Source organism: uncultured Kiloniella sp. (assembly GCF_937128705.1).
Taxonomy (GTDB): Bacteria; Pseudomonadota; Alphaproteobacteria; order Kiloniellales; family Kiloniellaceae; genus Kiloniella.
In genome coordinates this window covers 15581-38033 of record NZ_CAKZMP010000072.1, presented here as the reverse complement: position 1 = coordinate 38033, position 22453 = coordinate 15581, and the positions used below count along the sequence as shown (strand labels likewise).

The following is a 22453-nucleotide window of genomic DNA, read 5'->3' as shown; positions in this document are numbered from 1 at the left end:
CAGTAATGGGAAAAATTGTCCGGCTGTATGTTCGTAAGCATGGGAAAGAGGAAGGAACGAAAGAAATACCTCATCACCCAAGCCAAGGTGATAGAGAACGTCCCAAGCGCCTTCACAGTTACAAAGTATTGCGCCGTGACTTAACATGACTCCCTTGGGAAGGCCGCCTGTTCCTGATGTGTAGATGAGACAGGCAACATCTTTTCTAGTGAGCTTATCTGCCTCTGCTTCGATATCTCCCGAGAGGGTATCCCCTTCGGCGATTAAATGCTCCCAATCATGTATTGGCAGTTCTGATTTGCCTTCGCTGATCTCAAAGATGTCCATGTCATCCTTGTCGATCGTATCCATTGTAATGGCCCACAGACAATTGGGGGCTTCCTTTGCCGCGGGAAGAGACCTTTTACAAAGAGCTTTCGTGGAGACAATAATCCCCTTGGCATCTGAATGGTCAAGGACGTGCTTATGGTTGGCGTGGGTATTTGTTGTGTAGGCTGGAACAGATATCCCTCCGGCAGCCATGATGGCCAGATCCGCAATAAACCATTCGGGTCTATTTTCGGCAACAAGGACAACTCTGTCACCTTTTTCAAGCCCGATCGTTTTCAGGCTACGTGCCAGTGCGGTTATCCGCCGAGATGTTTCCTCCCAACTAATGGGCCAGTATTGTTTGTTCTCTTTGAACCAAAGAAAAGGTTGTTCTTTTTTTTCTTTCGCGTGCGCGTAAAAAAGACTGACAAGGTTCTTGTAATGCGGCGGAGAAATAGTTTGTTCCATGTTCCTTGTTAGGCCTTTACCTGTTCGCGTGATTTCTTATCATTATGTATTGTAATATTTGGCGATTCACGCCTTGTTTTCAATTTCTAGATCCTAACTTATACAGACAACGTTCGTATTTGAAGACCGCGTTTGCGGAATGAGAGGAATTTTTATGACCGAAGCTGCTCACCCCAAAGAAGTAAATGATGAAAAGCTTGGTACTTTACCCGCCTGGGATTTGACTGATCTTTATCCAGCACCAGATTCTACCGAACTGGAAAATGATCTGGTTGCTGTCGAAAAATCAGCCATTGCTTTTAATGCTAAATATGCGGGGAAGTTAGCGGATCTGGACGGGGATGCTCTTTGTACTGCGATTGAATCGTTTGAAACGACGCAAGAGATTATGGGCAAGGTGATGAGCTATGCCTATCTGGTCTACGCTGGTAATATGAGTGATCCGGAAGTTGGAAAATTTTTCCAGTCTATGCAGGAACGCAGCACAGGTATTTCTTCACACATCCTGTTTTTCTCTCTAGAGCTGAATCAGTTGGACGAGGGTGATCTACAGATCAAAATAACAGATAGCTCCCTTGCCAAATATGCCCCTTGGTTGAGAGATTTACGGGCACAAAAAGATTATCAACTTTCTGATGAAGTCGAGAAAATCCTTCACGAGAAGCGTGTTTCCGGTCGCTCAGCATGGGTGCGCCTGTTTGATGAAACGATGGCGAGCCTTCGCTTTCCCTATATGGGGGAAGAATACAGTTCTGCGCAGATCTTGAATAAACTCAGTGATCGCGACCCTAAAGCACGTAAAGAAGCGGCTCAGTCACTGGGAAAGGTGTTGGGCGAAAATCAGCGCCTTTTTGCGCATATCACGAATACTTTGGCGAAAGATAAAGAAGTCGAAGATCTGGCGCGCGGTTTCTCTCGCTCTGTTTCTTCGCGGAACCTCGCTAACGTTGTCGAAGACGAAGTCGTTGATGCTTTGGTAAGTTCGGTGTCTGATTCTTATCAGGATCTTGCGCATCGTTATTATAAGCTGAAAGCAAAGTGGTTTGGTGTAGAGCAACTTCCTTACTGGGATCGTAATGCTCCCCTGCCGGATGACGATGATGATGTTATTACGTGGGCTGATGCAACAGAGACGGTGTTGACTGCCTACGCAGGATTTTCGCCAAAGCTTGCTGAAGTGGGACAAAAGTTTTTTGATAACCCTTGGATTGATGCGCCTGTTCGTCCGGGTAAGGCGCCGGGTGCCTTTGCTCATCCGACCGTCCCTTGTGCGCACCCTTATTTACTTGTGAATTATCAAGGTCGGACACGAGATGTGATGACCTTGGCGCATGAGCTTGGGCATGGCGTGCATCAGGTTCTAGCCGGGGGGCAAGGACCACTCATGTCGGATACGCCGTTAACGCTTGCTGAAACGGCTTCTGTTTTTGGTGAAATGCTGACTTTCCAGTCTGTCTTGAAAAAGAAAGCGGATGCCAAGGCGCGTAAGATCATGCTGGCTTCCAAAGTGGAAGACATGCTGAACACTGTCGTGCGACAGGTCGCGATGCACCAGTTCGAAACTCGAGTTCATGATGAACGTCGTAAAGGGGAACTGTTGCCCGAGCAGCTTGGTGAAATTTGGATGGAGACCCAAAAAGCAAGCTTGGGGCCTGCTATTCGTTTCGAAGATGAATACGCAGCCTATTGGTCTTATGTCCCACACTTTATTCATGCACCGTTTTACGTTTATGCCTACGCGTTCGGGGATTGTCTGGTCAATTCACTCTATGCGGTTTACCAGCAAAGCGAGGATGGGTTCGCAGAAAAGTATCTTGATATGCTCTCTGCTGGTGGTTCAAAGCGTCACAAAGAGTTGCTCGCGCCCTTTGGTCTAGATGCAAGTGATCCGGATTTCTGGAAACAGGGACTCAAAGTTGTATCTGGATTTATTGATCAGCTGGAAGCTATGGAGCAATAATATTGCTCTGTTGTGATTTACCAGCCTCAAGGCAGGAGTTCCTTGAGGCTGGTAATGACTTAAGCCAAGGTAAGTGACCCAGTTTCAAGGAATGATTCAAGGTTTTTGATATAAGGCGCTGGATCGATGTTGTGGCGATCAAGCCATTCCTGGCTGTAATAGGTATCGAGATAGCGATCACCGGAATCGCAGATCAAGGTGACGATACTGCCTTTTTCTTTACGGGCTCTCATTTCGGACATGAGAAGAAAGGCACCATAAAGATTTGTTCCTGTGGATGCCCCGCATTTGCGTCCAAGTAGTTTTTCCAGAACGTTGATTGCAGCAATTGAAGCAGCATCTGGAATTTGGATCATACGATCAACCAGACTGGGCACAAAAGAAAGCTCAACTCTTGGGCGGCCGATGCCTTCAATTCGTGATCCAGAACTGGTTAGGTTTTTATCACCCGTTTTGTAGAAGTCATAAAAGACTGAATTTTCCGGATCAACCACACATAGTTTTGTTTCGTGCGTACAGGATTGATCATAGCGGATAAAGCGGCCGAGTGTTGCGGATGTGCCGCCCGTACCTGCGCTGGCTACAATCCATTCCGGGCAGGGGTGGGGTTCTAGCGCCATTTGCGAAAACAAAGACTGCGCAATGTTATTATTGCCCCGCCAATCGGTCGCGCGCTCTGCATAGGTGAATTGATCCATATAGTGACCGTTTAACTCGTGCGCGAGCCGTTCTGATTCTGTGTAGATGTCTTTCGCATCAACCAGATGGCATTCACCACCATAAAATTCAATTTGTGCCAGTTTTTTTCGAGCTGTGGTTTTGGGCACGACGGCAATAAATCTTAGATTTAGTAATCGGGAAAAGTATGCTTCGGATATTGCTGTGCTACCTGATGATGCCTCGATAATGGTGGTATCCGGCCCAATCCATCCGTTACAAAGACCATAAAGAAAGAGTGATCTTGCAAGCCGATGTTTCAGACTGCCTGTCGGGTGTGTGCTTTCATCTTTAAAATATAAATCAACGCCAAGGCAACTTGGCAAATCCAACTTGATAAGGTGGGTATCCGAAGATCGGTTATAATCCGCTTCGATTTTGTTGAGAGCTTGTTGAACCCAAAGTCTTTTATTCATTAGAAAATCCGAAAATCGTAGTTCTTAAAAACACAGGATAGCATAAGCTTTGATCCTGTTGATATCTTTGCGGGCGAAGGTATATGAGCAGTGATGTTATTTTTTCTCAAATATAATCATATTGTGGATTTTTATTGGGATAATTTCCCAAAATTTATTGTTGTCTAGGTGCGAGAAGATTGAGTTGGTACTTTTGAAGATTAGACACCATATAAAGGTTTAACGTTTCATATTTGGCAAGTTTCAGAGATTGTACGAAAGATCAGCAGAATGCAGGATGACGAAGATCTCCAAGATATAAGCGATTCAGGATCACGTCTCTCGGGGCGTTTGAAACGCTATGCCAAAGTCGGGAGCTCTGTAGGAGGACTTGCTGCACAGGTTGTTGGAAATCGTGTATTGGGGACAGGTCTGAACTCTGCAAAACATTCGGCAGAGTTGAAGAACGCTTTGGGGGGACTTAAAGGGCCCTTGATGAAAGCGGCACAAATTCTTGCGACGATCCCCGACGCACTGCCCAAAGAATATGCTGAAGAGCTTCGACAGCTTCAATCAAATGCACCATCCATGGGGTGGTTGTTTGTGAAGCGTCGTATGAAGACGGAGCTGGGGACGGGGTGGCAGAAAAAATTCCAATCCTTTGATCAAGTCGCAACGGCAGCTGCATCACTTGGTCAGGTCCACCGTGCGATTGCTTTGGATGGGCAAGAGCTTGCCTGTAAATTGCAATATCCGGACATGATTTCGGCCGTTGAGGCTGACTTAAAACAGCTTGCTTTGTTGTTCGGGATTTATCGGCGTTATGACAAGGCGATTGATCCTTCAAATATCTTACACGAATTAACCGATCGCTTACGAGAAGAGCTGGATTATCAACGTGAAGCGCAAAACATGGGACTTTACGGGCACATGCTTGTAGATGAAAAACATGTATGTGTACCGAAAGCTGTTCCCGAGTTAACGACCAATCGTTTGATCACGATGAACTGGCTTGATGGTGTTCCGCTTCTTGATTTCATCAGTTCTCATGAAAACGATCTGGAAATGCGAAATCAGGTCGCGATGAATATGTTTCGTGCCTGGTATGTTCCCTTTTATAAATATGGCGTTATTCATGGTGATCCTCATCTTGGCAACTATTCCATACGAGAGAACGGTGATGTCAATTTGTTGGATTTTGGATGTATCCGTGTTTTTGATGCATCTTTTGTTAAGGGGGTTATTGATCTTTATTTTGGGCTTGAACGAGATGACGAAGACTTGGCTGTTCAAGCTTATGAAAGCTGGGGTTTTAAAATTCAAAGTCGAGAGATGCTAAATACGCTGAACATATGGGCGCATTTTCTTTATGGACCTCTGCTTCAGGATCGAAAAAGAACCATAGTTGATGATTATCAGGGGGGCGCTTACGGTGCCGGAGTAGCAAATAAGGTACATCAGGAGCTACGTCGATTAGGTGGGGTCAAACCACCAAGGGAATTTGTTCTCATGGATCGTGCTGCTGTCGGCCTTGGGTCAGTGTTCATGCACTTAAATGCCGAAATAAACTGGCACCAACTATTTCATGATCTCATTTCCGATTTTGATCACCAGATTTTGTTGGAAAGACAAACATCTGCCTTGAACGAATTCAATGTTCTAATTCCGACACATGCATAAAGTAGATCTGTAAGCAGCTATTTGTCACCTGTGTATACAGGCGAATCGATATTTTTAATATACTACATCAATAATTTGTTATTTGTAGGTGGAATTATTTCCCAATTGGCACAGGTGTTTTCCTTGGTTTATGGCGTTTTTAGAATGTTTTTGTGCAGTGCACACTTGCAGCTTTGATTTTAATTGCCTTTTAATAACGATGACAATTTGTTGGATGTTTCTATCCAATGACAATTCTTGTGGGGAGAAAATATGAAAATTGCTATTCCCAAGGAGCGTCGCCCGAATGAAACACGGGTCGCTGCTTCTCCAGAGACGGTGAAAAAACTCGCCGCTTTGGGGTGTGATGTCTTTGTGGAAAAAGGAGCAGGTGTTGCAGCCAGCTTCACGGATACAGCGTATAAGGATGCTGGCGCGACGATTGGGAAAGATGCCGCGACGACCTACAAGGATGCAAAGGCTGTTCTAAAGGTGCAAAAGCCAATTGCAGGCGGTAAAGATGATGAACTTAAGGTTTTGCCTAAAGGTACCATCGTTGTCTCAATAGCAGATCCTTATCGTTCTGAGAAAGAATTGGATGCTTATGCAAAGGCTGGATTAACAGCATTTGCAATGGATTTTGTACCACGTATTACCCGTGCACAATCGATGGATGTTTTGTCCAGCCAATCAAATTTGGCAGGATATAAATCTGTGTTGGACGGTGCTGCGGTGTTCAATCGTGCTTTTCCGATGATGATGACCGCTGCCGGGACTATTGCTCCGGCCAAGGTCTTTGTCATGGGGGCAGGGGTTGCCGGACTACAAGCTATTGCAACGGCACGGCGCCTTGGTGCTGTCGTATCGGCGACGGATGTTCGTCCGGCTTCGAAAGAACAAGTTGAATCGCTTGGGGCAAAGTTTGTTGCTGTTGAAGACGATGAGTTTAAACAGGCTGAAACCGCTGGTGGTTACGCAAAAGAGATGTCGGATGCCTATAAGGCAAAACAGGCAACCTTGATTGCAGAGACCATTGCCAAGGTTGATATGGTCATTACCACGGCATTGATACCAGGACGTCCTGCGCCAGTATTGGTAACGGCAGAAATGGTCAAGTCAATGAAACCAGGATCGGTGATTGTTGACCTTGCTGTCGAAAACGGTGGTAACTGTGAACTGTCTGTAGCCGGGAAAGTTGTTGAAAAGGATGGCGTATCCATCGTTGGTTATAACAATGTTCCCGGACGTTTGGCGACGGATGCGTCTTCGCTCTATGCCAAGAACGTTTTCAATTTCTTTGAACTTATGTTCGATAAAGAAGTTAGGGAATTAAAAATCGACTGGAATGATGAAATTATCAAAGGAACCTGTGTAACGCACGAAGGTTCGATCGTTCATCCAGCGTTGGCCCATACTGAAAAAAAGGCGGCTTCTAAAACAGAGACAAAGACAGCGGCCGAAGGTGAGCCAGCAACACCAAAATCAGTGGCCCAGAAGACTGCTGTAAAAACGCCAGTAAGAAAAACAGCTACGACGAAAAAAGCACCTTCTAAACGGGCGCCTGTAAAGAAAACAACAGCGAAGCAAACGACAAAGGCTGCGGCGAACAAAGCTACTCCAAAGCCTAAAGCCGCGCCTAAAAAAGCGTCGGCTAAGCCCGCTGAAAGTAAGCCCGAGACAAACACTGAACCTAAAGATGGGGGAGATGCCTAATGTCTAGTGAGGAATTTATCAACAAGGCAACTGACGTCGCTAATTCAGCACGTGCCTTATCTGACGAGGTTGCATCCCTTGCATCTGAGGCCAGTCGCCTTGCTATCGACACGGCCGGGCAAAGTGCAGGGTCCCCATTTATTATGGGCCTGACGGTGTTGGTTTTAGCTGTGTTTGTTGGCTATTACGTTGTCTGGAATGTAACCCCTGCATTGCACTCGCCTTTGATGGCGGTAACCAATGCCATTTCATCGGTCATTATTGTTGGCGCACTGATTGCGGCGGGACCAGCCGATGTTGGTTTTAGTGAAATCATGGGTTTCATTGCCATTGTGTTGGCTGCTGTGAACATCTTTGGTGGTTTTATCGTCGCGCAGCGTATGCTGCAAATGTTCAAGAAAAAGCAATAGGGGGAGCTTACTATGTCATCAGATCTTTCTGCTCTGTTATATCTGGCTGCTTCAGTCTGCTTTATTATGGCGCTTCGCGGGCTTTCGCACCCGACAACCAGCCGACAGGGAAATATTTTTGGTATCGTTGGAATGGTTCTGGCCATCGGAACGACCCTTATGGCACCTGGCGTGGTGAGTTTTGGCACCATTCTTCTTGGACTGCTTGTCGGTGGGGCTATTGGTACTGTCATTGCCTTGCGCATTAAAATGACTGCCTTGCCGCAACTTGTTGCAGCCTTCCACAGTCTTGTCGGTTTGGCCGCGGTTTGTGTTGCTTTAGCAACCTTCTACAAACCAGAAGCCTATGGTATCGGACGGGTTGGCGATATTCAGATCTCAAGCCTTGTTGAATTGGCAATTGGTACAGCCGTTGGTGCGATTACCTTTACGGGATCAGTGGTCGCGTTTGCTAAGCTGCAAGGACTTGTTTCGGGTGCACCGCTGGTCTTCAAGATGCAACACATGCTTAATGCTGCACTTGGTGCGTTAGTTGTTGTGCTGCTTGTTTTGCTCTGTACAACACAGGAACCTCTTTATCTCTGGGTATTGATCGCGGTTACACTGTTACTCGGTTTCTTACTGATTTTACCGATTGGTGGTGCGGATATGCCTGTTGTTGTGTCCATGCTGAATTCCTATTCAGGCTGGGCCGCGTGTGGCATCGGTTTTACCCTGCAAAACAACTTGTTGATTATCACTGGTGCGCTGGTTGGCTCTTCAGGGGCAATCCTCAGCTACATCATGTGTAAAGCCATGAACCGTTCTTTTATCAGCGTTATCCTTGGTGGCTTTGGAGCCGAGGCTGATGATGGTCCCGCCGGGAGCGGCGGTGATGATGATCGGGTTGTAAAATCCGGCTCTGGCGATGATGCGGCTTTCCTGATGAAAAATGCGGGGTCAGTTGTTATTGTGCCGGGATACGGTATGGCTGTTGCACAGGCTCAGCATACGCTGCGTGAAATGGTTGATTTGCTCAAAGCTGATGGGGTTAATGTGCGCTATGCTATTCATCCTGTTGCTGGGCGTATGCCGGGGCACATGAACGTGTTGCTGGCTGAAGCATCTGTGCCTTATGACGAGGTGCTAGAGATGGACGAGATCAATCGTGATTTCAAATCAACGGATGTTGTTTTTGTTATCGGTGCGAATGACATTACTAACCCAGCTGCCAAGACAGATCCCAAATCACCTATTTATGGGATGCCTATTCTGGAAGTTGACCAGGCCCAGACCGTTCTCTTTGTGAAGCGTGGTATGTCTGCCGGATATGCTGGTGTTCAGAACGAGCTTTTCTTCCGGGACAACACGATGATGCTGTTCGGTGATGCGAAACAGATGTGCGAGAAGATTGTGAAATCTTTGGAGCAACTCTAAGAGCTTCTTATCGTTGCTGTATTGGAAAAAGGGCATCCTCGGATGCCCTTTTTATTTGGTTTACGGTTGTACGATCCTCGCACTAAAGAACCAACATGCAGTAGGATTTTTACAAATTATTGCTTGATACTTGGCTTGAAAGGGATCATGTATCCCGTCCCTTTTTCCAACCTTATATAAACGAGGATGAAGCCATGAGTGATATCTCAATTGGTATTGATTTCGGTACGACGAATACTGTGATTGCTTTGGCTGACCAAAAGGGAGCGGTGAAATCCGTTAAATTCAAGCACGATGATATTCTGCATGATGTTTATCGTAGCCTGCTTTGTTACGAGAAGCATAGTCCGGCTAAAAACTCTAGAGTAGATGTAGCCGGTGGCCCTTGGGCGCTGGAACAATACCTAACGGCGCGCGGTGAAGTGCGTTTTCTTCAGTCTTTCAAAAGTCATATCGCCAGTAAGCTGTTTCAGGAAACGCAAATATTTTCCAAGCGTTTTACCCTGCAAGATATTATGGCTGATTTTTTTACGCAGTTTGTCTCGGATGCCGGAGATCAGATCCCTGAAGAAAAAACAAAGGTCATCGCGGGGCGTCCAATTATCTATGCGGGGCATTCTCCGGATGAAGACTTGGCGCGCGAGCGATATGATGCGGCTTATAAAAGTATTGGTTTTTCTGACGTAAGTTATGTCTATGAGCCTGTTGGCGCGGCGTATTACTACGCAAAAAATATTGAGAAAGAAGCAACTATTCTTGTTGCTGACTTCGGCGGCGGAACAAGCGATTTTTCTCTCATCAAGTTTGAGCGTTCAGGCTCAACCTTGCGATCTACTCCTTTAGGCTATGCGGGGGTTGGTATCGCGGGTGATACCTTTGATAGCAGGTTGATCGATCATGTGGTTTCACCGTCTCTTGGTAAGGGCAGCGGATACTATTCCTTGGATCGTAAGGTTCTTGATATGCCCAACAGCTTCTACAATCGTTTTTCCAAGTGGCACGAGCTTGGAGTTTTGAAAAGCCCGACAACCCTTCGCGAACTTCGTGAATTAAAATCAGTGGCGGTTCATCCGGAAATGATCGAAGCCTTTATCGATGTTGTCGATAATGATTGGAGCATGGATATTTACGATGCCATTTCCAAAGCGAAAATGGCGTTAACTCATAGCAATGAAACGAATTTTTCGGTTCACTTCAGTGACAAAAAAATTGAGAAGACGATTTGTCGACAAGATTTTGAAAGCTGGATTGCCAAGGATTTGGCTGTGATCGAAAAAAAGGTCGATAACTTGTTACTGGAAAGCAAGATTCCTCTGTCTCAGATTGATAAGGTCTTTATGACGGGGGGAACATCTTACGTTCCGGCTGTGCAGACGCTTTTTGCCAAGCTTTTCGGAAAAGATAAATTGGCAAGCGGGAAGCAACTTGAATCCGTTGCTTACGGCCTTGCTCTGGTAGGTCAAGACCCAGACTCTCAAAGCTGGGCTGTTTAGATCGTGACTGCTTATGCTTTAAAGTAAGGATCGGGTTGCTGAATAGAGAGATGCTCGAATTTGTTTTAGACGCAAAACGGGCCGCCTTCTGAGTTAGAGGGCAGCCCGTTCTTCTTCCAAGAGGAAGATATCTCGCCTTAAGCGACGTTCACAGAACGCCGATCAGACTTTAATAGCCTTCACGTTCCATACGTTTACGTAGAAGTTTGCGATAGCGACGAACTGCTTCGGCACCCTCGCGCTTTCTGCGCTCACATGGTTTTTCGAAGTGACGACGCAACTTCATTTCACGGAAGACACCTTCGCGTTGCAGCTTTTTCTTAAGCGCGCGAAGAGCCTGATCAACATTATTATCACGAACGTGTACTTGCACGGGCGATCAGCTCCTTTCTAACGTCAGTCCATGATTGGTCTGACAGAGTTTTCTCGGTTACCCGAGTTGAACACATAAAGAACATCCGCTGGACCGATGGTACAGCAGGTTCATGGCAGTACCTATCACAGCCCTTTATGAATGTGAAGGGAAGAATAAAGAGCGCCCCAGATTCTTTAGAGATTCTTTTTCCCAGTATTTCTGTGCTTTAGCACTATAATATGATAACTTTTGCAAAGACACGGCGTTTTATTTTGATCCTGTGTAACCAGAGTTCCATAGTATAAACATGACCTTACTAAATATATCAAAAATGGGGCATCCTGTTTTACGACAGATTGCTGCGTCTGTTTCTGACCCGACATCGACCGAAATCCGCGAGCTTGTTGAAAACATGGTCGAGACCATGACAGCGGCTGGTGGTACAGGTATAGCAGCCCCTCAGGTTTTCGAGTCGAAACGTATTTTTGTCTTCTTCGTTTCCGAAGATCGCGCCAATGCTGAAGCTGAAAGATTGGGGATTACGATTGAGGGCGAGGCAGCTGTGCCTTTGACTGTTCTTGTGAACCCCGAAATTGATTTTATCGGCAATCAAATAGATGAAAGCTGGGAAGGGTGTCTTTCCATTCCGGGCTTGATGGGGAAAGTTCCCCGCCAGAGATCAATTCGCTATCGCGGGTTGGGGCTTGATGGTAAGCTTATAGAGCGTGAGGCCACCGGGTTTCATGCACGCGTTGTTCAGCATGAATACGATCATTTGAACGGTGTTCTCTACCCAGAACGAATGACAGATATTAAATCACTTATTTTTTCATCAGAAGTCGGTTATCAAAAATCTGATGAATGAGATCTTTGGGATAAGTGGAATGTTTCTGCATACTATCTTCCCAGAGCAAAATTGTACGTGAGCTAGGAAACTTAAGGAATCGTGATATGAGCGAAGCAAAAAAAGTCAAACTGTTAGAAGCTTTGTTATGCATTGTTCCTTTTGAGGGGTGGAGTGATGCTGCTCTTACTGAGGCGGGAACCAATTGTGATCTCTCATCCCAGGATGTTTCCATTCTCTTTCCAAGGGGCATAACTGATGTGTTGCGATTTTATAATCAGCAGCTTGACCATCAGGTTATGGAAATTTTGGAAAAGAACGGCGCGGTTGACATGAAAGTACGCGATCGAATTACATTAGCTGTAAGAACCAAACTGGAGCTTATGACACCGGATCGTGAAGCCATTCGCAAAGGCGTAAGCTTTTTCACAATGCCGCTTAAGGCGACTGAAGGTATGCATAATGTTTATGATACCGTCGATGCCATGTGGTTAGCCGCCGGGGATACATCCACCGATTATAATTTTTATAGCAAACGCTTGTTGCTTGCGGGTGTTTATAGTTCGACCCTTTTATTTTGGTTGGATGATCGTTCTGAAGATTTTGAAAAAACCTGGGGCTTTCTTGATCGACGTATTGCCGAGGTTCTCAAAATTGGCGGCGCGTTAGGTAAAACAATAGGTAAGGTAAGTGCGCTGGCCAATAAATTTCAAGCTTGTGTCCCTTTTTCCAAGAAGAGCCTTTAAGAGAACCTTGTCATTCTTTGCATCTTTGTCAGATCGGTTGATCGTGGAATATTTTTTTGAGCCAGTGGTTAGCCGGGCGACTACGGCCTTGGGTGTTGATGACAAACTCTTGACCTTTAGGGGCTGATTTTAACTCCCAACCTTTGGGTGTTGGTGTCCATTTGTCCGTCTTTTGGTGATAAGATAGCGCGGGTGACGGATGTGCGAACCATTTAGGTAAATTCCAGACGGAGCGAGTGGAGCCCTCAGCAGTTAAAACTCTGTCCAGATCGATCTGAGGGAAAACACCGCCGCCGGGAATATCGAGTTCTTGCTGACCGATCTTTAACTTGTCTTTTGCAATGTAAAGGGTGTTGTTTGCCCCAAAAGAATGTGTGAGATGAGGGTGATCCGCATAGGCTGGGTAATATTTTGCTGTAGAGTGAATATCCGTGCCAATGTTGATCATCTTTTGAACCTGTAGCCATCCATAGATAACGTGTAGGTCTGGTTGTTTGGGTAAAGGGCGCAAATTATTATCTACGCGCCTGAACCAGCCAAAAAAGAGAAAGAGATCTCCAGCAGTAATGCCTTGATTGGCAAGATGTTGTTGAGCTGCACCATATTGCCCAAAGCAACAGGTCCAATCGGGATGACGTGGAAGGCTGTCGGGATAGAGATCTGGGTCCAGATGCGCTCTGTCTTGAGGGGAAGCTGCTTTGGGTTTTAGCTTCTCAATGACAGCCCCTAAGTGCCCAATCGGCGAGGCGATATCCTGATAAGTCTTTGGCCCCATTGGGTGAGGGATGGGCAGGGAAAACATTTTTCCATTGGGTAGGATTGGGCTCGGGCCACCGCCATACTGGGCATCAAACCCTTTTCGACTCAGGATAATCCGCATCTCATCACGATGTAAATTAATTCCGGGGAATGATCCGGGTAAAGTGGCCCATTTTGCGTCCGGGTTTTGCTTCGTCTTTTCCATATAGATGAAGCTTACTGGCGGGATCAGAGAGGATCTCTTCCCATTTTTCAACATCGTCCCCGAGTAGATTTGTCATGACGGCATCCGAGTGACGGAAAACAGATCCAAGGTTTAATCCTGCAATGGAACGGATAAACTGTTCAAACTGGGATGTGACGCAGGCATCCATGGACCAATGGCCAGAATTGTGTGGGCGTGGGGCCATTTCGTTGATCAAGATTTCATCATCCGTGGTGACAAACATCTCTACGGCCATCATGCCGACGAGTTCCATTTCTTCGGCCATGTGTCGCGCCAAAGCTTCTGCTCGATCACTAATTTTTTGCGAAATGCGTGCCGGGACGATTGTTTGGTCCAGAATATGGTTTTTGTGGCGGTTCTCTACTGGAATATACGCCTGACAGTCACCTTGAATACTTCTGGCTACGATAACAGAAATTTCCATACGGAAATCGACTAGGGCCTCTACAACTAACTCTGCTTGATCCAAATTTGGGGCAACTGCATTCCATGCATCGGTTAATTTCGTATCAGCAGCTATAAAAGTTTGTCCCTTACCATCGTATCCCATTTCTGTGGTCTTCAGGATACAGGGTCGGCCCATGTCTCTGACGACGCGATCAAGTGATTCCGGGTTCGTAACTTCCATATAACGTGTTGTTGGTACGTTAATAGAGTTGCAGAAATCCTTTTCACGTAATCTATTTTGGCAAATGTGTAGAACGTTTGGACCAGGATTAACCGGGATACGATTAATCAGAAACGCGGCGGTTTTGGCAGGAACATTTTCAAATTCATAAGTGACAACATCAACGTGTTCAGCAAAATCAGCAAGGGCCTTTTCATCATCATAAGCTGCTGTCGTTGAATATTTAGAAACTTCACTTGCAGGACTATCAGCTTCGGGACAGTAGATGTGGCAATGATATCCCAGCTCAGCAGCCGCAGATGCAGCCATTCTTCCGAGTTGTCCACCCCCAAGAATACCAATAATGGAACCTGGGGCGAGTGGGGCTGAAAGCGACTTGCTCATAATCGTTGTCTCCACGGATTTCCGTAAAACGTTGCCTGAATAATAGGTGTCTTAATTATAGGGTATCAACTGGCTCTATGGCGACAGCATCTGTTTGTTTTTGACGCCAGTTATCCAGAGCTTCTGCAATGTCTTCGTTTTGTAGCGCAAGTACTGAGCCAGATAAAAGAGCTGCGTTGATCGCGCCAGCTTTACCAATTGCCAATGTCCCAACGGGTACTCCGCCGGGCATCTGGACGATTGACAGCAGGCTGTCTTGTCCCTTGAGGCTTTTACTTTCGATTGGAACACCAAAAACAGGTAATGGCGTCATAGCGGCTGCCATCCCCGGCAAATGCGCAGCACCACCAGCACCCGCGATAATAATGCTCAGACCTCTATCGCGCGCCGTCGTGGCGTATTCAACCAGACGATCTGGGGTTCTATGAGCAGATACGATACGTTTTTCGTAAGATATACCCAAGGCTTCGAGGGTTTCGGCCGCATGTTTCATCGTGGGCCAGTCGGATTGGCTACCCATGATTATACCAACTTGCGGAGATTTCTCGGACATTGCTTAATCCTGATTTAGCTGTGTATCGGAGCGCATTATTAAGACGTGTGAGAAAAGAAGGCAAGTAAAGAGAACACAATGTTTTGTCCGGAAATTACGGAGAATTACCGTTTTTTGGTAACTTTATGTAAAATGATTGTATATAAAGTGCGTTGAGTATTTATTTTTTGGCGCCTCGTTTGATGGGATGGCTTTAAAATAACAGATGTTCCGGCAGGAAGCTGGAATGAAAATAAAGCAAAGGGATTGCTTGTCGTATGAAGGTCCAAAGACCAACCGGTGGAACTGGCTCTGTAAGCAGTGTCGGGCGTGTTTCGGCAACACCGACTGTAAAACCAGCACAAAAAGTTGATGGAGTGTCTGATGCGACAGCTCCTGTAGATGTTGCCTCGATTGGTGGCATTCCAGAGGCCGAGTTCACGCCAAAGGTTCGTGCTGCTATCGAGAGACTGATGAAAGAAGTTCAGGATGTTCGTCAGGAGTTGGATCAGGCCAAAAAAAGAGTGGATTACCTTGAAAAGCTTGCAGATCAGGACGTTCTGACACCTGTTCTAAATCGCCGTGCTTTTGTGCGCGAGCTTGATCGGATGATGGCGTATAGCGAGCGCTATGAGGTGCCGGGCAGTGTTATTTATATAGATGTGAATGGCATGAAAGAAATCAATGACGGGTTGGGGCATGAAGCCGGTGATGAGGCTATTAAACATGTTGCATCCACATTGCTCAGTAATGTGCGTTCTTCTGATATTGTCGGGCGTTTGGGGGGGGATGAATTTGGTGTGATTTTACTTCAGGCTCCACCGGATGTCGCAGCAGAGAAGGGACAGTTATTGGCTGGGGAAGTTGCAAAGATACCTTTTGATTATGAGGGGAATTCTGTGAATGTTCATGTTTCCCACGGTGTCCACAGTTTTCAGGGCGGGGATGCTGATGCGGCGCTCAAAGCAGCTGATAAGGCAATGTATGAACAGAAAAAAGCCAAACAAAATACTTCAGAAGAACGAGATGTCTCTTAGAGGTATCTGAAAACCCACCCCTAATCGGTTAGAAAATATTTAGGTTTTTGCAGACCGTGTCTGGGAATGGTTGTTCAGGCTATAATATCTGGCAGCAACTTGCTTTCAATTCTGTTCATGCTGTCTTTAAGATTAAGCTTTTTCTTTTTTAATCTTACAAGCTGTAACTGATCAAACGGAGCGTGCTCTTGCAAGCGGGCGATAACATCATCCATGTCTCGATGCTCCTGTTTGAGCCTTTCAAGTTCTTCGATTAGCTCTTTTCTACTACTACCTGTTGTATTTTCCACGTGTCAGGGTCTCTTGAACTCACATTTAACAGAAGGAGTTACTTATACTCTGACTTTAAAAATAAACATAGTTTTTGTGTAAGTTTTATTTCGATCGTTGTGGATTTGTTGAAAAGAAGCTGATTTTGGTTTGCTGAAAGAGCATTCTAGATAACAGTTAATAGCGATTCGATAGTTTGTTCTTTATTCGCAGTGCGCTATAAGCTGTGGTGAAAATGTTTGATCAAAGCCAGTTGCCCATAAATCCTTTTTGGAACTTCTCTCTTGATGTTTACGGACAGCAAGGAGTTGCTCCTGCCTGTCTGGTTTTGCAGGAAAAGTATGATCTGGATGTTAATTTATTGCTTTTTTGCTGTTGGGCTGGGTTTTGCGGAAAGCAACTGAGCACAAAAGAGCTTTCCAGTTTGATCTCTGGTATTGAAAAGTGGCGCGATCATGTGATCCAACCCTTGCGCGATATTCGGACATGGATGAAGTCAGAAACCATAAATGGTTTTCGCCATACCGAGGGATTGCGAAATCTTGTGAAAGATTCGGAACTATGGGCCGAAGCTTTGCAGCAAAACTTTATGCACCTTCATATGACGTTGCGACCTGCTTTATTACCTTCGTCAGGAATGGCCGCAAAAAACATGGTTTTATATTTGGAGCTATGTGAAGTTGACGCCATTGGAACCGTAGATTGTGCTGACTTGGCCGCAATTGTTCGTGGCGGGTTCCCAGAGCTGCCACCTTTGGAAGCTGTGTGGCTGTTTCAGTAAAAGATCGAGCTAATTTTCCTGTCGCATCATTGGCAGGTGCTCAGGTAATCTAGCCTGGTGTGTGTGGGCTTGGTTTAGGATGATAAGTTGGTGAAGACCAAAATTGATGTACAGGTCAGTGGATTTCACGTTTAGTTCTCTGGGCGCTTCTTGCTATTTTCATCCCATCGGTTCATCCCCTGGATCTCGATATCAAATAAATCAAGAATTCTACCCAAGCTATAATCTACCATTTCGTCCAGGTTATTTGGTTTGGCATAAAAGGCTGGAACAGGCGGTGCGATGATTGCGCCCAGCTCGGACAGGTTGACCATGGTACGCAGGTGCCCTGTGTGAAGTGGTGTTTCCCGAACCATAAGAACCAGTTTTCTGCGTTCCTTTAAGATAACATCTGCTGAACGGGTCAAGAGACTCGAGGTGACGCCACTTGATATTTCAGACATGGTTCTGACAGAACAAGGGGCAATGACCATGCCGAGTGTTCGATAAGACCCGCTGGAAAGGCAAGCGGCAATGTCTTTGACATTATGGGCGACATCAGCAAGGTTTTTGACGTCTGAAATTTTTAAATTACTTTCGTAAGCCAATGTGATTTCAGCAGAATTACTCATGATTAGGTGAGTTTCAATGTCGGTAGGGCGTAAGATTTCCAAGAGACGAATACCATAGGTTACACCGCTTGCTCCGCTGATTCCGACAATAATTCTCTTCTGCGTCATGGGTAACTATCTTTCATAAATGTGATAAAAAAATGAAATATATGTTGCCTTGCTCTTGGCAAGTTTGTCTGACAGGTCTAGCATATATACACGCTGTCTTCTCAACAATGTTTGTGGGTTTGGGTTGGTACGAATAAAACAAGATAACTGCGGTTGGGACGCTTTGGAAATATCCCATATGCGAAAGCCTAATAAACGGCCTGCGGTCTTGATTTTGCCATCTCAAACACGATCAGTACTTTCTAAAAACTTTTTCAGATATTGTAATGGAGATTTTTCATGAAAATTTCTAGTGCAATGATGATTCTTGGAAAAATTAATTGAAGTAAAGATTCACAACATTAAGTGTGATTGGTAGCAATTGAAACTTAGTATTTAAAGGGAGACGAATATGGCCACTGCCGAACGCATCGAGTCCTTGCGCACAAAACACGTTACTTTAGAGAGCGCTATTGATCAGGAGAGTACGCGCCCGCATCCCGATGAATCCCTACTAATGTCACTTAAAAAGCAAAAGCTTCGCGTTAAAGACGAAATGCAAATGTTGAGTGATCCCCACTAAGAATGCCGAGGTATTTAACGTACCTTTTGCTTGCATTTAGATAAATGAAAAAAGCACTCGTTCGGTTGTTCCGGGCGGGTGTTTTTTTTATTATCTTGCCTGTAAAAAATTTGTAAAATAATTATCTAATGCAGGCTTCTGTCTATTGGGGAAATTGATCCCCTAGTTAATATGCAGCAAGCTATTCTGACCGGTCGGGGAGGCTGGATAAAAAATATATAATCATGTTGGGACAACATCATGGGTTTATTTGATGACGTGCAAGCGCGTTCTTTGGCAGAGTCAGAGACTTTCTGGGCCGAAGCCGCATCGGAAATTAATTGGTATAAGCCATATGCCAAAGTGCTAGACGACACTGACGCGCCTTTTTATCAATGGTTTAGCGGGGGAGAACTAAACACCTGCTATAACGCGCTTGATCGACATGTAGAACAGGGGCAGGGCGATCAGACAGCCTTGATATACGATAGCCCTGTCACCGATACAAAAGAGAATATCAGCTATTCCGATCTCTTAAATCGTGTCGCCAAATTTGCGGGGTCACTTGTTGAGCTTGGTGTTGCAAAGGGTGACCGCGTTATTATTTATATGCCAATGATACCGGAAGCGGCGGTCGCAATGTTGGCTTGTGCAAGGCTTGGTGCTGTTCACTCGGTCGTCTTTGGCGGATTTGCAGCTAATGAGCTTGCAACGCGTATAGATGATTGTAGCCCGAAAGTTATCGTCTCTGCGTCTTGTGGAATAGAGGTGAGCAAAGTTATTCCCTATAAGCCTTTGCTTGATGAAGCGATTGATCTTTCAACACATAAGCCTGATCACTGTGTAATCTGGCAACGCCCGCAAATAGAAGCATCTATGACAGCCAAGCGCGATGTGGATTGGGCACAGGCAGAGGCGAAGGCCTCGGCTGTTGATTGTGTCCCTGTTGCTGCGACAGATCCGCTTTATATTCTCTATACCTCTGGAACCACAGGGCAGCCCAAAGGAATTGTTCGTGATAATGGCGGGCATGCTGTTGCCCTGCATTGGTCGATGAAGAATATATATAATGTTGAACCTGGCGAGGTCTTTTGGGGGGCGTCGGACGTTGGCTGGGTTGTCGGACATTCCTATATTGTGTACGGGCCGTTAATTTACGGGGCAACCTCTGTCATGTACGAGGGAAAGCCTGTTGGCACGCCCGATCCCGGTGCGTTTTGGCGTGTTATCTCAGAACATAAAGTTTCCGTTCTCTTTACAGCCCCCACAGCTTTCCGGGCAATCCGTCAACAGGACCCAGACGCTACTTATCTGGAAAAGTATGATCTTTCACACTTTAGGACTTTGTTTCTTGCTGGGGAGCGATGTGATCCTGATACATTGAATTGGGCGTTGGAAAAACTAAAGGTCCCGGTCATTGATCACTGGTGGCAGACAGAAACAGGATGGCCGATAGCCTCTAATTGTCTTGGAATTGAAGAACTACCTATTGTAGCTGGATCTCCTGCCCGATCAGTTCCCGGGTGGGATGTTCGTATTCTTGATGCTGAAGATCATAATGAAATGCCTGCGGGGGATATCGGGGCAATCGTTTGTAAGCTGCCTCTGCCGCCAGGAACCTTCTCGACCCTTTGGAATGCGAAAGAGCGCCACCGCCAAGCTTATTTGACAAGTTTCCCAGGTTTTTATGAAACAGGGGATGCTGGTTATAAAGATGAAAATGGTTATATCTATGTCATGTCCCGGACAGATGATATTATCAATGTCGCTGGACACCGCTTATCAACCGGGGCGATGGAAGAAGTTTTAGCGGCTCATGAAGATGTTGCAGAGTGCGCGGTAATTGGCGTGGCAGATAAACTCAAAGGCCAACTACCACTCGGCTTTATGGTTCTAAAAGCGGGAGCCAAAAAATCTCATAGCGACGTTGTTGCCGAAGTTATACAAAAAGTCAGGCACGATATTGGCCCGGTTGCGGCCTTCAAGCTTGCTGTGGTCGTCGGACGGTTACCCAAGACGCGATCGGGTAAAATTTTGCGTGCGACGATGCGTAAAGTTGCCGATAACGAAGACTATAAAGTTCCTGCGACCATTGATGATCCGGCAATTTTGGACGAAATCAGAGTAGCCCTGACAAGCATTGGTTACGCGAAGTCGTAACGTCGTAATTGTTTCTGGTGGGGATTGTATCTACTGATCCGTCTTAAAATATGTAAGCTTATTTCAGGACGGGACAACCAATAAAAAAGGCCTCTTAAAAATATGAAGAGGCCTTTTTTTGTTCAGATATGGTAGATATCAATCGGTCTTTTTGAAAGCACGAGTGAAAGCTTCGTAGGGATCTTCCGGAAGTTCTTCTTTGACCGGTGCAGCTACAACTTCCTCTTCCATTGGTTCTGGTTTTGGAATGATGCGGCCAGCTTTTTCAGCTTCTTTGATCGCTTTGTCGATTGTCGCGTTCAGATCGACTTGCTTACAAAGGCCAAGCAATACGGGGTCACGAGGACGAATGTTACTAATATTCCAGTGAGATCGATCTCTGATCGCCTGAATGGTTTTCTTTGTCGTACCAATCAGTTTTGAAACATGGTTGTCCGTAAGCTCTGGGTGGTGACGAACCAACCATGCAATTCCGTCTGGTTTATCCTGACGTTTTGCAATTGGGGTGTAACGAGGACCCTTTGTCCGTTTGGACGGCTGTGGCAAATCATCCTGCTGATAAAAACGCAAAGATTTTGACGAATCCTTTTCGCAGCGTTCTAGTTCCGCGCGCGTGATCTGAGAATTCGCAATGGGGTCCATTCCCCGAATACCTACAGCGACTTCACCATCGGCAATTCCTTGCACTTCGAGTGTGTGAAGTTGACAGAATTCTGCAATCTGCTCAAAGGTTAGCGATGTGTTCTCGACCAACCAAACGGCGGTCGCTTTTGGCATTAGTGGTTGAGACATTGGTTCTCCTAATCGTGCCGTCGGCTAATGATCCTTCGGCTACGGTAATACGTATCCAACGGGTGGCTTACCCCGAATATACCGCGAGGCCAAGCAGTAAATAAAGGATTGAGGTGTTTTTTTATTAATTAGCTGGCTTTGGGGCTACTTTTCAAGTTTTAAAACAATTTTTCCGATATGTTTGGATGATTCCATTAATTTATGAGCTTCAGCAGCTTCTTCCAATGGTAGGACTTTGTAAATCAGAGGACCAAGCTTACCACTTTCAATTAACGGCCAGACTTTTTCAGTTAGATTGTTACCAATCTGGGCTTTAAATGCTCTGGAACGTGCGCGCAGGGTTGATCCGGTGATTTTTAAGCGTTTGAGCATTACAGGCATAAAGTTTATATCTGCCTGTGATCCGGACAAGAAAGCGATGAAACAGAGGCGGCCATCTGTTCCCAAACAGGAAATATCGCGTTGTATGTAGTCTCCGCCGACCATATCCAGAACGACATCGACGCCTTTTTTCTGGGTGAAAGCCTTAGATTCTTCTACAAAATCCTGTGCTTTATAATTAATAGCCAAGTCGGCCCCGAGATCCAGGCAGGCGTGGCATTTTTCATCGCTACCTGCCGTGGTAATCACTTTGGCACCAAAAGCTTTGGCTAATTGAATGGCGGTTGTGCCAATGCCAGAGGTTCCGCCATGGATCAGAATAGTTTCGCCGGATTTAAGCTCACAGCGATCAAAAACATTGCTCCACACAGTGAAATAGGTCTCTGGTAGCGCAGCGGCTTGTTCCATCGAAAGATTCTTTGGTATAGGCAAACACTGTCCAACCGGGGCAGTACAATATTCAGCGTACCCACCGCCACCAACAAGGGCGAGAACCTTGTCTCCTGGTTTATATTGGTTGATTTGTGCCCCTGTTTTGACAATCGTTCCTGATATTTCAAGGCCGGGAATATCGGATTCTCCCGGAGGAGGTGGGTAGAGACCCTTGCGTTGAATCACATCTGGACGATTTACGCCTGCATAACTGACTTTAATAAGGACCTCATCTTCTGCGGGGGTAGGGATCGGACGGTGTGTCGGCGCCAGTTGGTCTGCGTCACCGTACTCTTTGATTTCAATTGCCGTCATCTTTTCGGGGA

At 45.9% G+C, this 22453-nt stretch carries 22 protein-coding genes; 12 read left to right on the top strand and 10 right to left on the bottom strand.

Translation table 11 applies throughout. The features are described from left to right. The coding region (locus Q0241_RS04345; protein ID WP_299373690.1) for an AMP-binding protein at nucleotides 1-777 on the bottom strand (777 nt) is incomplete at its 3' end. Between the two features lie 154 nt (nucleotides 778-931). Between Q0241_RS04345 and Q0241_RS04340 the strand changes: the two genes are divergently transcribed. After that, nucleotides 932-2737, top strand: coding sequence for a M3 family oligoendopeptidase (locus tag Q0241_RS04340; RefSeq protein ID WP_299373688.1), 1806 nt, complete (start codon nucleotides 932-934; stop codon nucleotides 2735-2737). A gap of 59 nt (nucleotides 2738-2796) precedes the next feature. Here Q0241_RS04340 and Q0241_RS04335 read toward each other — a convergent pair whose 3' ends face one another. Then, the gene (locus tag Q0241_RS04335; protein WP_299373685.1) at nucleotides 2797-3870 is read right to left on the bottom strand and encodes a PLP-dependent cysteine synthase family protein; all 1074 of its coding nucleotides are present in this window, start codon (nucleotides 3868-3870) and stop codon (nucleotides 2797-2799) included. Nucleotides 3871-4140: 270 nt separating this feature from the next. On the opposite strand from Q0241_RS04335, the gene Q0241_RS04330 reads away from it, so the two are divergent. The 5 genes from Q0241_RS04330 (at nucleotide 4141) to Q0241_RS04310 (ending at nucleotide 10540) form a co-directional block, all read left to right on the top strand. Beyond that, nucleotides 4141-5529 carry an AarF/UbiB family protein gene (locus Q0241_RS04330; RefSeq protein WP_299373682.1) on the top strand — a complete coding sequence of 463 codons (1389 nt, stop codon included), beginning with the start codon at nucleotides 4141-4143 and terminating at the stop codon, nucleotides 5527-5529. Between the two features lie 252 nt (nucleotides 5530-5781). Beyond that, nucleotides 5782-7221 (top strand): Re/Si-specific NAD(P)(+) transhydrogenase subunit alpha, encoded by a 1440-nt coding sequence (locus tag Q0241_RS04325; protein ID WP_299373679.1) that lies wholly within the window; start codon nucleotides 5782-5784, stop codon nucleotides 7219-7221. Further along, entirely contained in the window at nucleotides 7221-7631 is a 411-nt protein-coding gene (locus Q0241_RS04320; RefSeq protein WP_299373676.1) for an NAD(P) transhydrogenase subunit alpha, read from the top strand. Before Q0241_RS04325 ends, Q0241_RS04320 begins: the two co-directional genes overlap by 1 nt. Before the next feature lie 12 nt (nucleotides 7632-7643). Continuing rightward, on the top strand, nucleotides 7644-9047 hold the full coding sequence (locus Q0241_RS04315; protein WP_299373674.1) for an NAD(P)(+) transhydrogenase (Re/Si-specific) subunit beta: 1404 nt from the start codon (nucleotides 7644-7646) through the stop codon (nucleotides 9045-9047). A gap of 194 nt (nucleotides 9048-9241) precedes the next feature. Further along, nucleotides 9242-10540 (top strand): Hsp70 family protein, encoded by a 1299-nt coding sequence (locus Q0241_RS04310; RefSeq protein WP_299373672.1) that lies wholly within the window; start codon nucleotides 9242-9244, stop codon nucleotides 10538-10540. 169 nt (nucleotides 10541-10709) lie between these two features. On the opposite strand, the gene rpsU is transcribed toward Q0241_RS04310, so the two are convergent. Then, nucleotides 10710-10913 (bottom strand): 30S ribosomal protein S21, encoded by a 204-nt coding sequence (rpsU, locus tag Q0241_RS04305; RefSeq protein ID WP_046508209.1) that lies wholly within the window; start codon nucleotides 10911-10913, stop codon nucleotides 10710-10712. Nucleotides 10914-11202: 289 nt separating this feature from the next. Here rpsU and def point away from each other — a divergent pair, with 289 nt between their 5' ends. Together def and Q0241_RS04295 are read left to right on the top strand one after the other, a co-directional pair. Continuing rightward, nucleotides 11203-11760: a peptide deformylase gene (gene def, locus Q0241_RS04300; RefSeq protein WP_299373666.1), complete on the top strand. Its 558-nt coding sequence runs from the start codon at nucleotides 11203-11205 to the stop codon at nucleotides 11758-11760. Nucleotides 11761-11846: 86 nt separating this feature from the next. Then, nucleotides 11847-12485, top strand: coding sequence for a COQ9 family protein (locus Q0241_RS04295; RefSeq protein ID WP_299373663.1), 639 nt, complete (start codon nucleotides 11847-11849; stop codon nucleotides 12483-12485). 28 nt (nucleotides 12486-12513) lie between these two features. Here the strand turns inward: Q0241_RS04295 and Q0241_RS04290 are convergent, their stop codons facing one another. Genes Q0241_RS04290 through purE form a run of 3 tightly spaced genes read right to left on the bottom strand, consistent with a single transcriptional unit; the run spans nucleotide 12514 to nucleotide 15035 of the window. Then, nucleotides 12514-13449, bottom strand: coding sequence for a hypothetical protein (locus tag Q0241_RS04290; RefSeq protein ID WP_299373660.1), 936 nt, complete (start codon nucleotides 13447-13449; stop codon nucleotides 12514-12516). Then, nucleotides 13382-14482 (bottom strand): 5-(carboxyamino)imidazole ribonucleotide synthase, encoded by a 1101-nt coding sequence (locus tag Q0241_RS04285; RefSeq protein WP_299373657.1) that lies wholly within the window; start codon nucleotides 14480-14482, stop codon nucleotides 13382-13384. The genes Q0241_RS04290 and Q0241_RS04285 overlap by 68 nt, the downstream gene beginning before the upstream one ends. A gap of 55 nt (nucleotides 14483-14537) precedes the next feature. Next, nucleotides 14538-15035: a 5-(carboxyamino)imidazole ribonucleotide mutase gene (gene purE, locus Q0241_RS04280; RefSeq protein WP_299373654.1), complete on the bottom strand. Its 498-nt coding sequence runs from the start codon at nucleotides 15033-15035 to the stop codon at nucleotides 14538-14540. A gap of 257 nt (nucleotides 15036-15292) precedes the next feature. On the opposite strand from purE, the gene Q0241_RS04275 reads away from it, so the two are divergent. After that, nucleotides 15293-16051 carry a GGDEF domain-containing protein gene (locus tag Q0241_RS04275; protein WP_299373651.1) on the top strand — a complete coding sequence of 253 codons (759 nt, stop codon included), beginning with the start codon at nucleotides 15293-15295 and terminating at the stop codon, nucleotides 16049-16051. A gap of 74 nt (nucleotides 16052-16125) precedes the next feature. On the opposite strand, the gene Q0241_RS04270 is transcribed toward Q0241_RS04275, so the two are convergent. Then, entirely contained in the window at nucleotides 16126-16341 is a 216-nt protein-coding gene (locus Q0241_RS04270; protein ID WP_299373648.1) for a DUF465 domain-containing protein, read from the bottom strand. Between the two features lie 215 nt (nucleotides 16342-16556). Here Q0241_RS04270 and Q0241_RS04265 point away from each other — a divergent pair, with 215 nt between their 5' ends. After that, complete coding sequence (locus tag Q0241_RS04265) at nucleotides 16557-17102, top strand: TIGR02444 family protein (RefSeq protein ID WP_299373645.1); 546 nt, start codon at nucleotides 16557-16559, stop codon at nucleotides 17100-17102. Nucleotides 17103-17233: 131 nt separating this feature from the next. Here Q0241_RS04265 and Q0241_RS04260 read toward each other — a convergent pair whose 3' ends face one another. Beyond that, nucleotides 17234-17821 (bottom strand): UbiX family flavin prenyltransferase, encoded by a 588-nt coding sequence (locus Q0241_RS04260; RefSeq protein WP_299373642.1) that lies wholly within the window; start codon nucleotides 17819-17821, stop codon nucleotides 17234-17236. 391 nt (nucleotides 17822-18212) lie between these two features. Between Q0241_RS04260 and Q0241_RS04255 the strand changes: the two genes are divergently transcribed. Beyond that, nucleotides 18213-18383, top strand: a complete 171-nt coding sequence (locus Q0241_RS04255) for a YdcH family protein (RefSeq protein ID WP_082130264.1) — start codon at nucleotides 18213-18215, stop codon at nucleotides 18381-18383. Nucleotides 18384-18623: 240 nt separating this feature from the next. Then, nucleotides 18624-20522 carry a propionyl-CoA synthetase gene (locus Q0241_RS04250; protein WP_299373630.1) on the top strand — a complete coding sequence of 633 codons (1899 nt, stop codon included), beginning with the start codon at nucleotides 18624-18626 and terminating at the stop codon, nucleotides 20520-20522. A gap of 138 nt (nucleotides 20523-20660) precedes the next feature. On the opposite strand, the gene Q0241_RS04245 is transcribed toward Q0241_RS04250, so the two are convergent. Together Q0241_RS04245 and Q0241_RS04240 are read right to left on the bottom strand one after the other, a co-directional pair. After that, nucleotides 20661-21314, bottom strand: coding sequence for a cell cycle transcriptional regulator TrcR (locus Q0241_RS04245; protein WP_299373627.1), 654 nt, complete (start codon nucleotides 21312-21314; stop codon nucleotides 20661-20663). A gap of 144 nt (nucleotides 21315-21458) precedes the next feature. Beyond that, nucleotides 21459-22442: an NAD(P)H-quinone oxidoreductase gene (locus Q0241_RS04240; RefSeq protein ID WP_299373692.1), complete on the bottom strand. Its 984-nt coding sequence runs from the start codon at nucleotides 22440-22442 to the stop codon at nucleotides 21459-21461. Nucleotides 22443-22453: the final 11 nt, after the last annotated feature.

Bases quoted from the DNA above. Each gene is read 5' to 3' on its own strand.
- Q0241_RS04340 (WP_299373688.1), top strand. From the start codon at position 932: ATGACCGAAGCTGCTCACCCCAAAGAAGTAAATGATGAAAAGCTTGGT.
- Q0241_RS04335 (WP_299373685.1), bottom strand. From the start codon at position 3,870: ATGAATAAAAGACTTTGGGTTCAACAAGCTCTCAACAAAATCGAAGCG.
- Q0241_RS04330 (WP_299373682.1), top strand. From the start codon at position 4,141: ATGCAGGATGACGAAGATCTCCAAGATATAAGCGATTCAGGATCACGT.
- Q0241_RS04325 (WP_299373679.1), top strand. From the start codon at position 5,782: ATGAAAATTGCTATTCCCAAGGAGCGTCGCCCGAATGAAACACGGGTC.
- Q0241_RS04320 (WP_299373676.1), top strand. From the start codon at position 7,221: ATGTCTAGTGAGGAATTTATCAACAAGGCAACTGACGTCGCTAATTCA.
- Q0241_RS04315 (WP_299373674.1), top strand. From the start codon at position 7,644: ATGTCATCAGATCTTTCTGCTCTGTTATATCTGGCTGCTTCAGTCTGC.
- Q0241_RS04310 (WP_299373672.1), top strand. From the start codon at position 9,242: ATGAGTGATATCTCAATTGGTATTGATTTCGGTACGACGAATACTGTG.
- def (WP_299373666.1), top strand. From the start codon at position 11,203: ATGACCTTACTAAATATATCAAAAATGGGGCATCCTGTTTTACGACAG.
- Q0241_RS04295 (WP_299373663.1), top strand. From the start codon at position 11,847: ATGAGCGAAGCAAAAAAAGTCAAACTGTTAGAAGCTTTGTTATGCATT.
- Q0241_RS04290 (WP_299373660.1), bottom strand. From the start codon at position 13,449: ATGGAAAAGACGAAGCAAAACCCGGACGCAAAATGGGCCACTTTACCC.
- Q0241_RS04285 (WP_299373657.1), bottom strand. From the start codon at position 14,482: ATGAGCAAGTCGCTTTCAGCCCCACTCGCCCCAGGTTCCATTATTGGT.
- purE (WP_299373654.1), bottom strand. From the start codon at position 15,035: ATGTCCGAGAAATCTCCGCAAGTTGGTATAATCATGGGTAGCCAATCC.
- Q0241_RS04275 (WP_299373651.1), top strand. From the start codon at position 15,293: ATGAAGGTCCAAAGACCAACCGGTGGAACTGGCTCTGTAAGCAGTGTC.
- Q0241_RS04265 (WP_299373645.1), top strand. From the start codon at position 16,557: ATGTTTGATCAAAGCCAGTTGCCCATAAATCCTTTTTGGAACTTCTCT.
- Q0241_RS04260 (WP_299373642.1), bottom strand. From the start codon at position 17,821: ATGACGCAGAAGAGAATTATTGTCGGAATCAGCGGAGCAAGCGGTGTA.
- Q0241_RS04255 (WP_082130264.1), top strand. From the start codon at position 18,213: ATGGCCACTGCCGAACGCATCGAGTCCTTGCGCACAAAACACGTTACT.
- Q0241_RS04250 (WP_299373630.1), top strand. From the start codon at position 18,624: ATGGGTTTATTTGATGACGTGCAAGCGCGTTCTTTGGCAGAGTCAGAG.
- Q0241_RS04245 (WP_299373627.1), bottom strand. From the start codon at position 21,314: ATGTCTCAACCACTAATGCCAAAAGCGACCGCCGTTTGGTTGGTCGAG.
- Q0241_RS04240 (WP_299373692.1), bottom strand. From the start codon at position 22,442: ATGACGGCAATTGAAATCAAAGAGTACGGTGACGCAGACCAACTGGCG.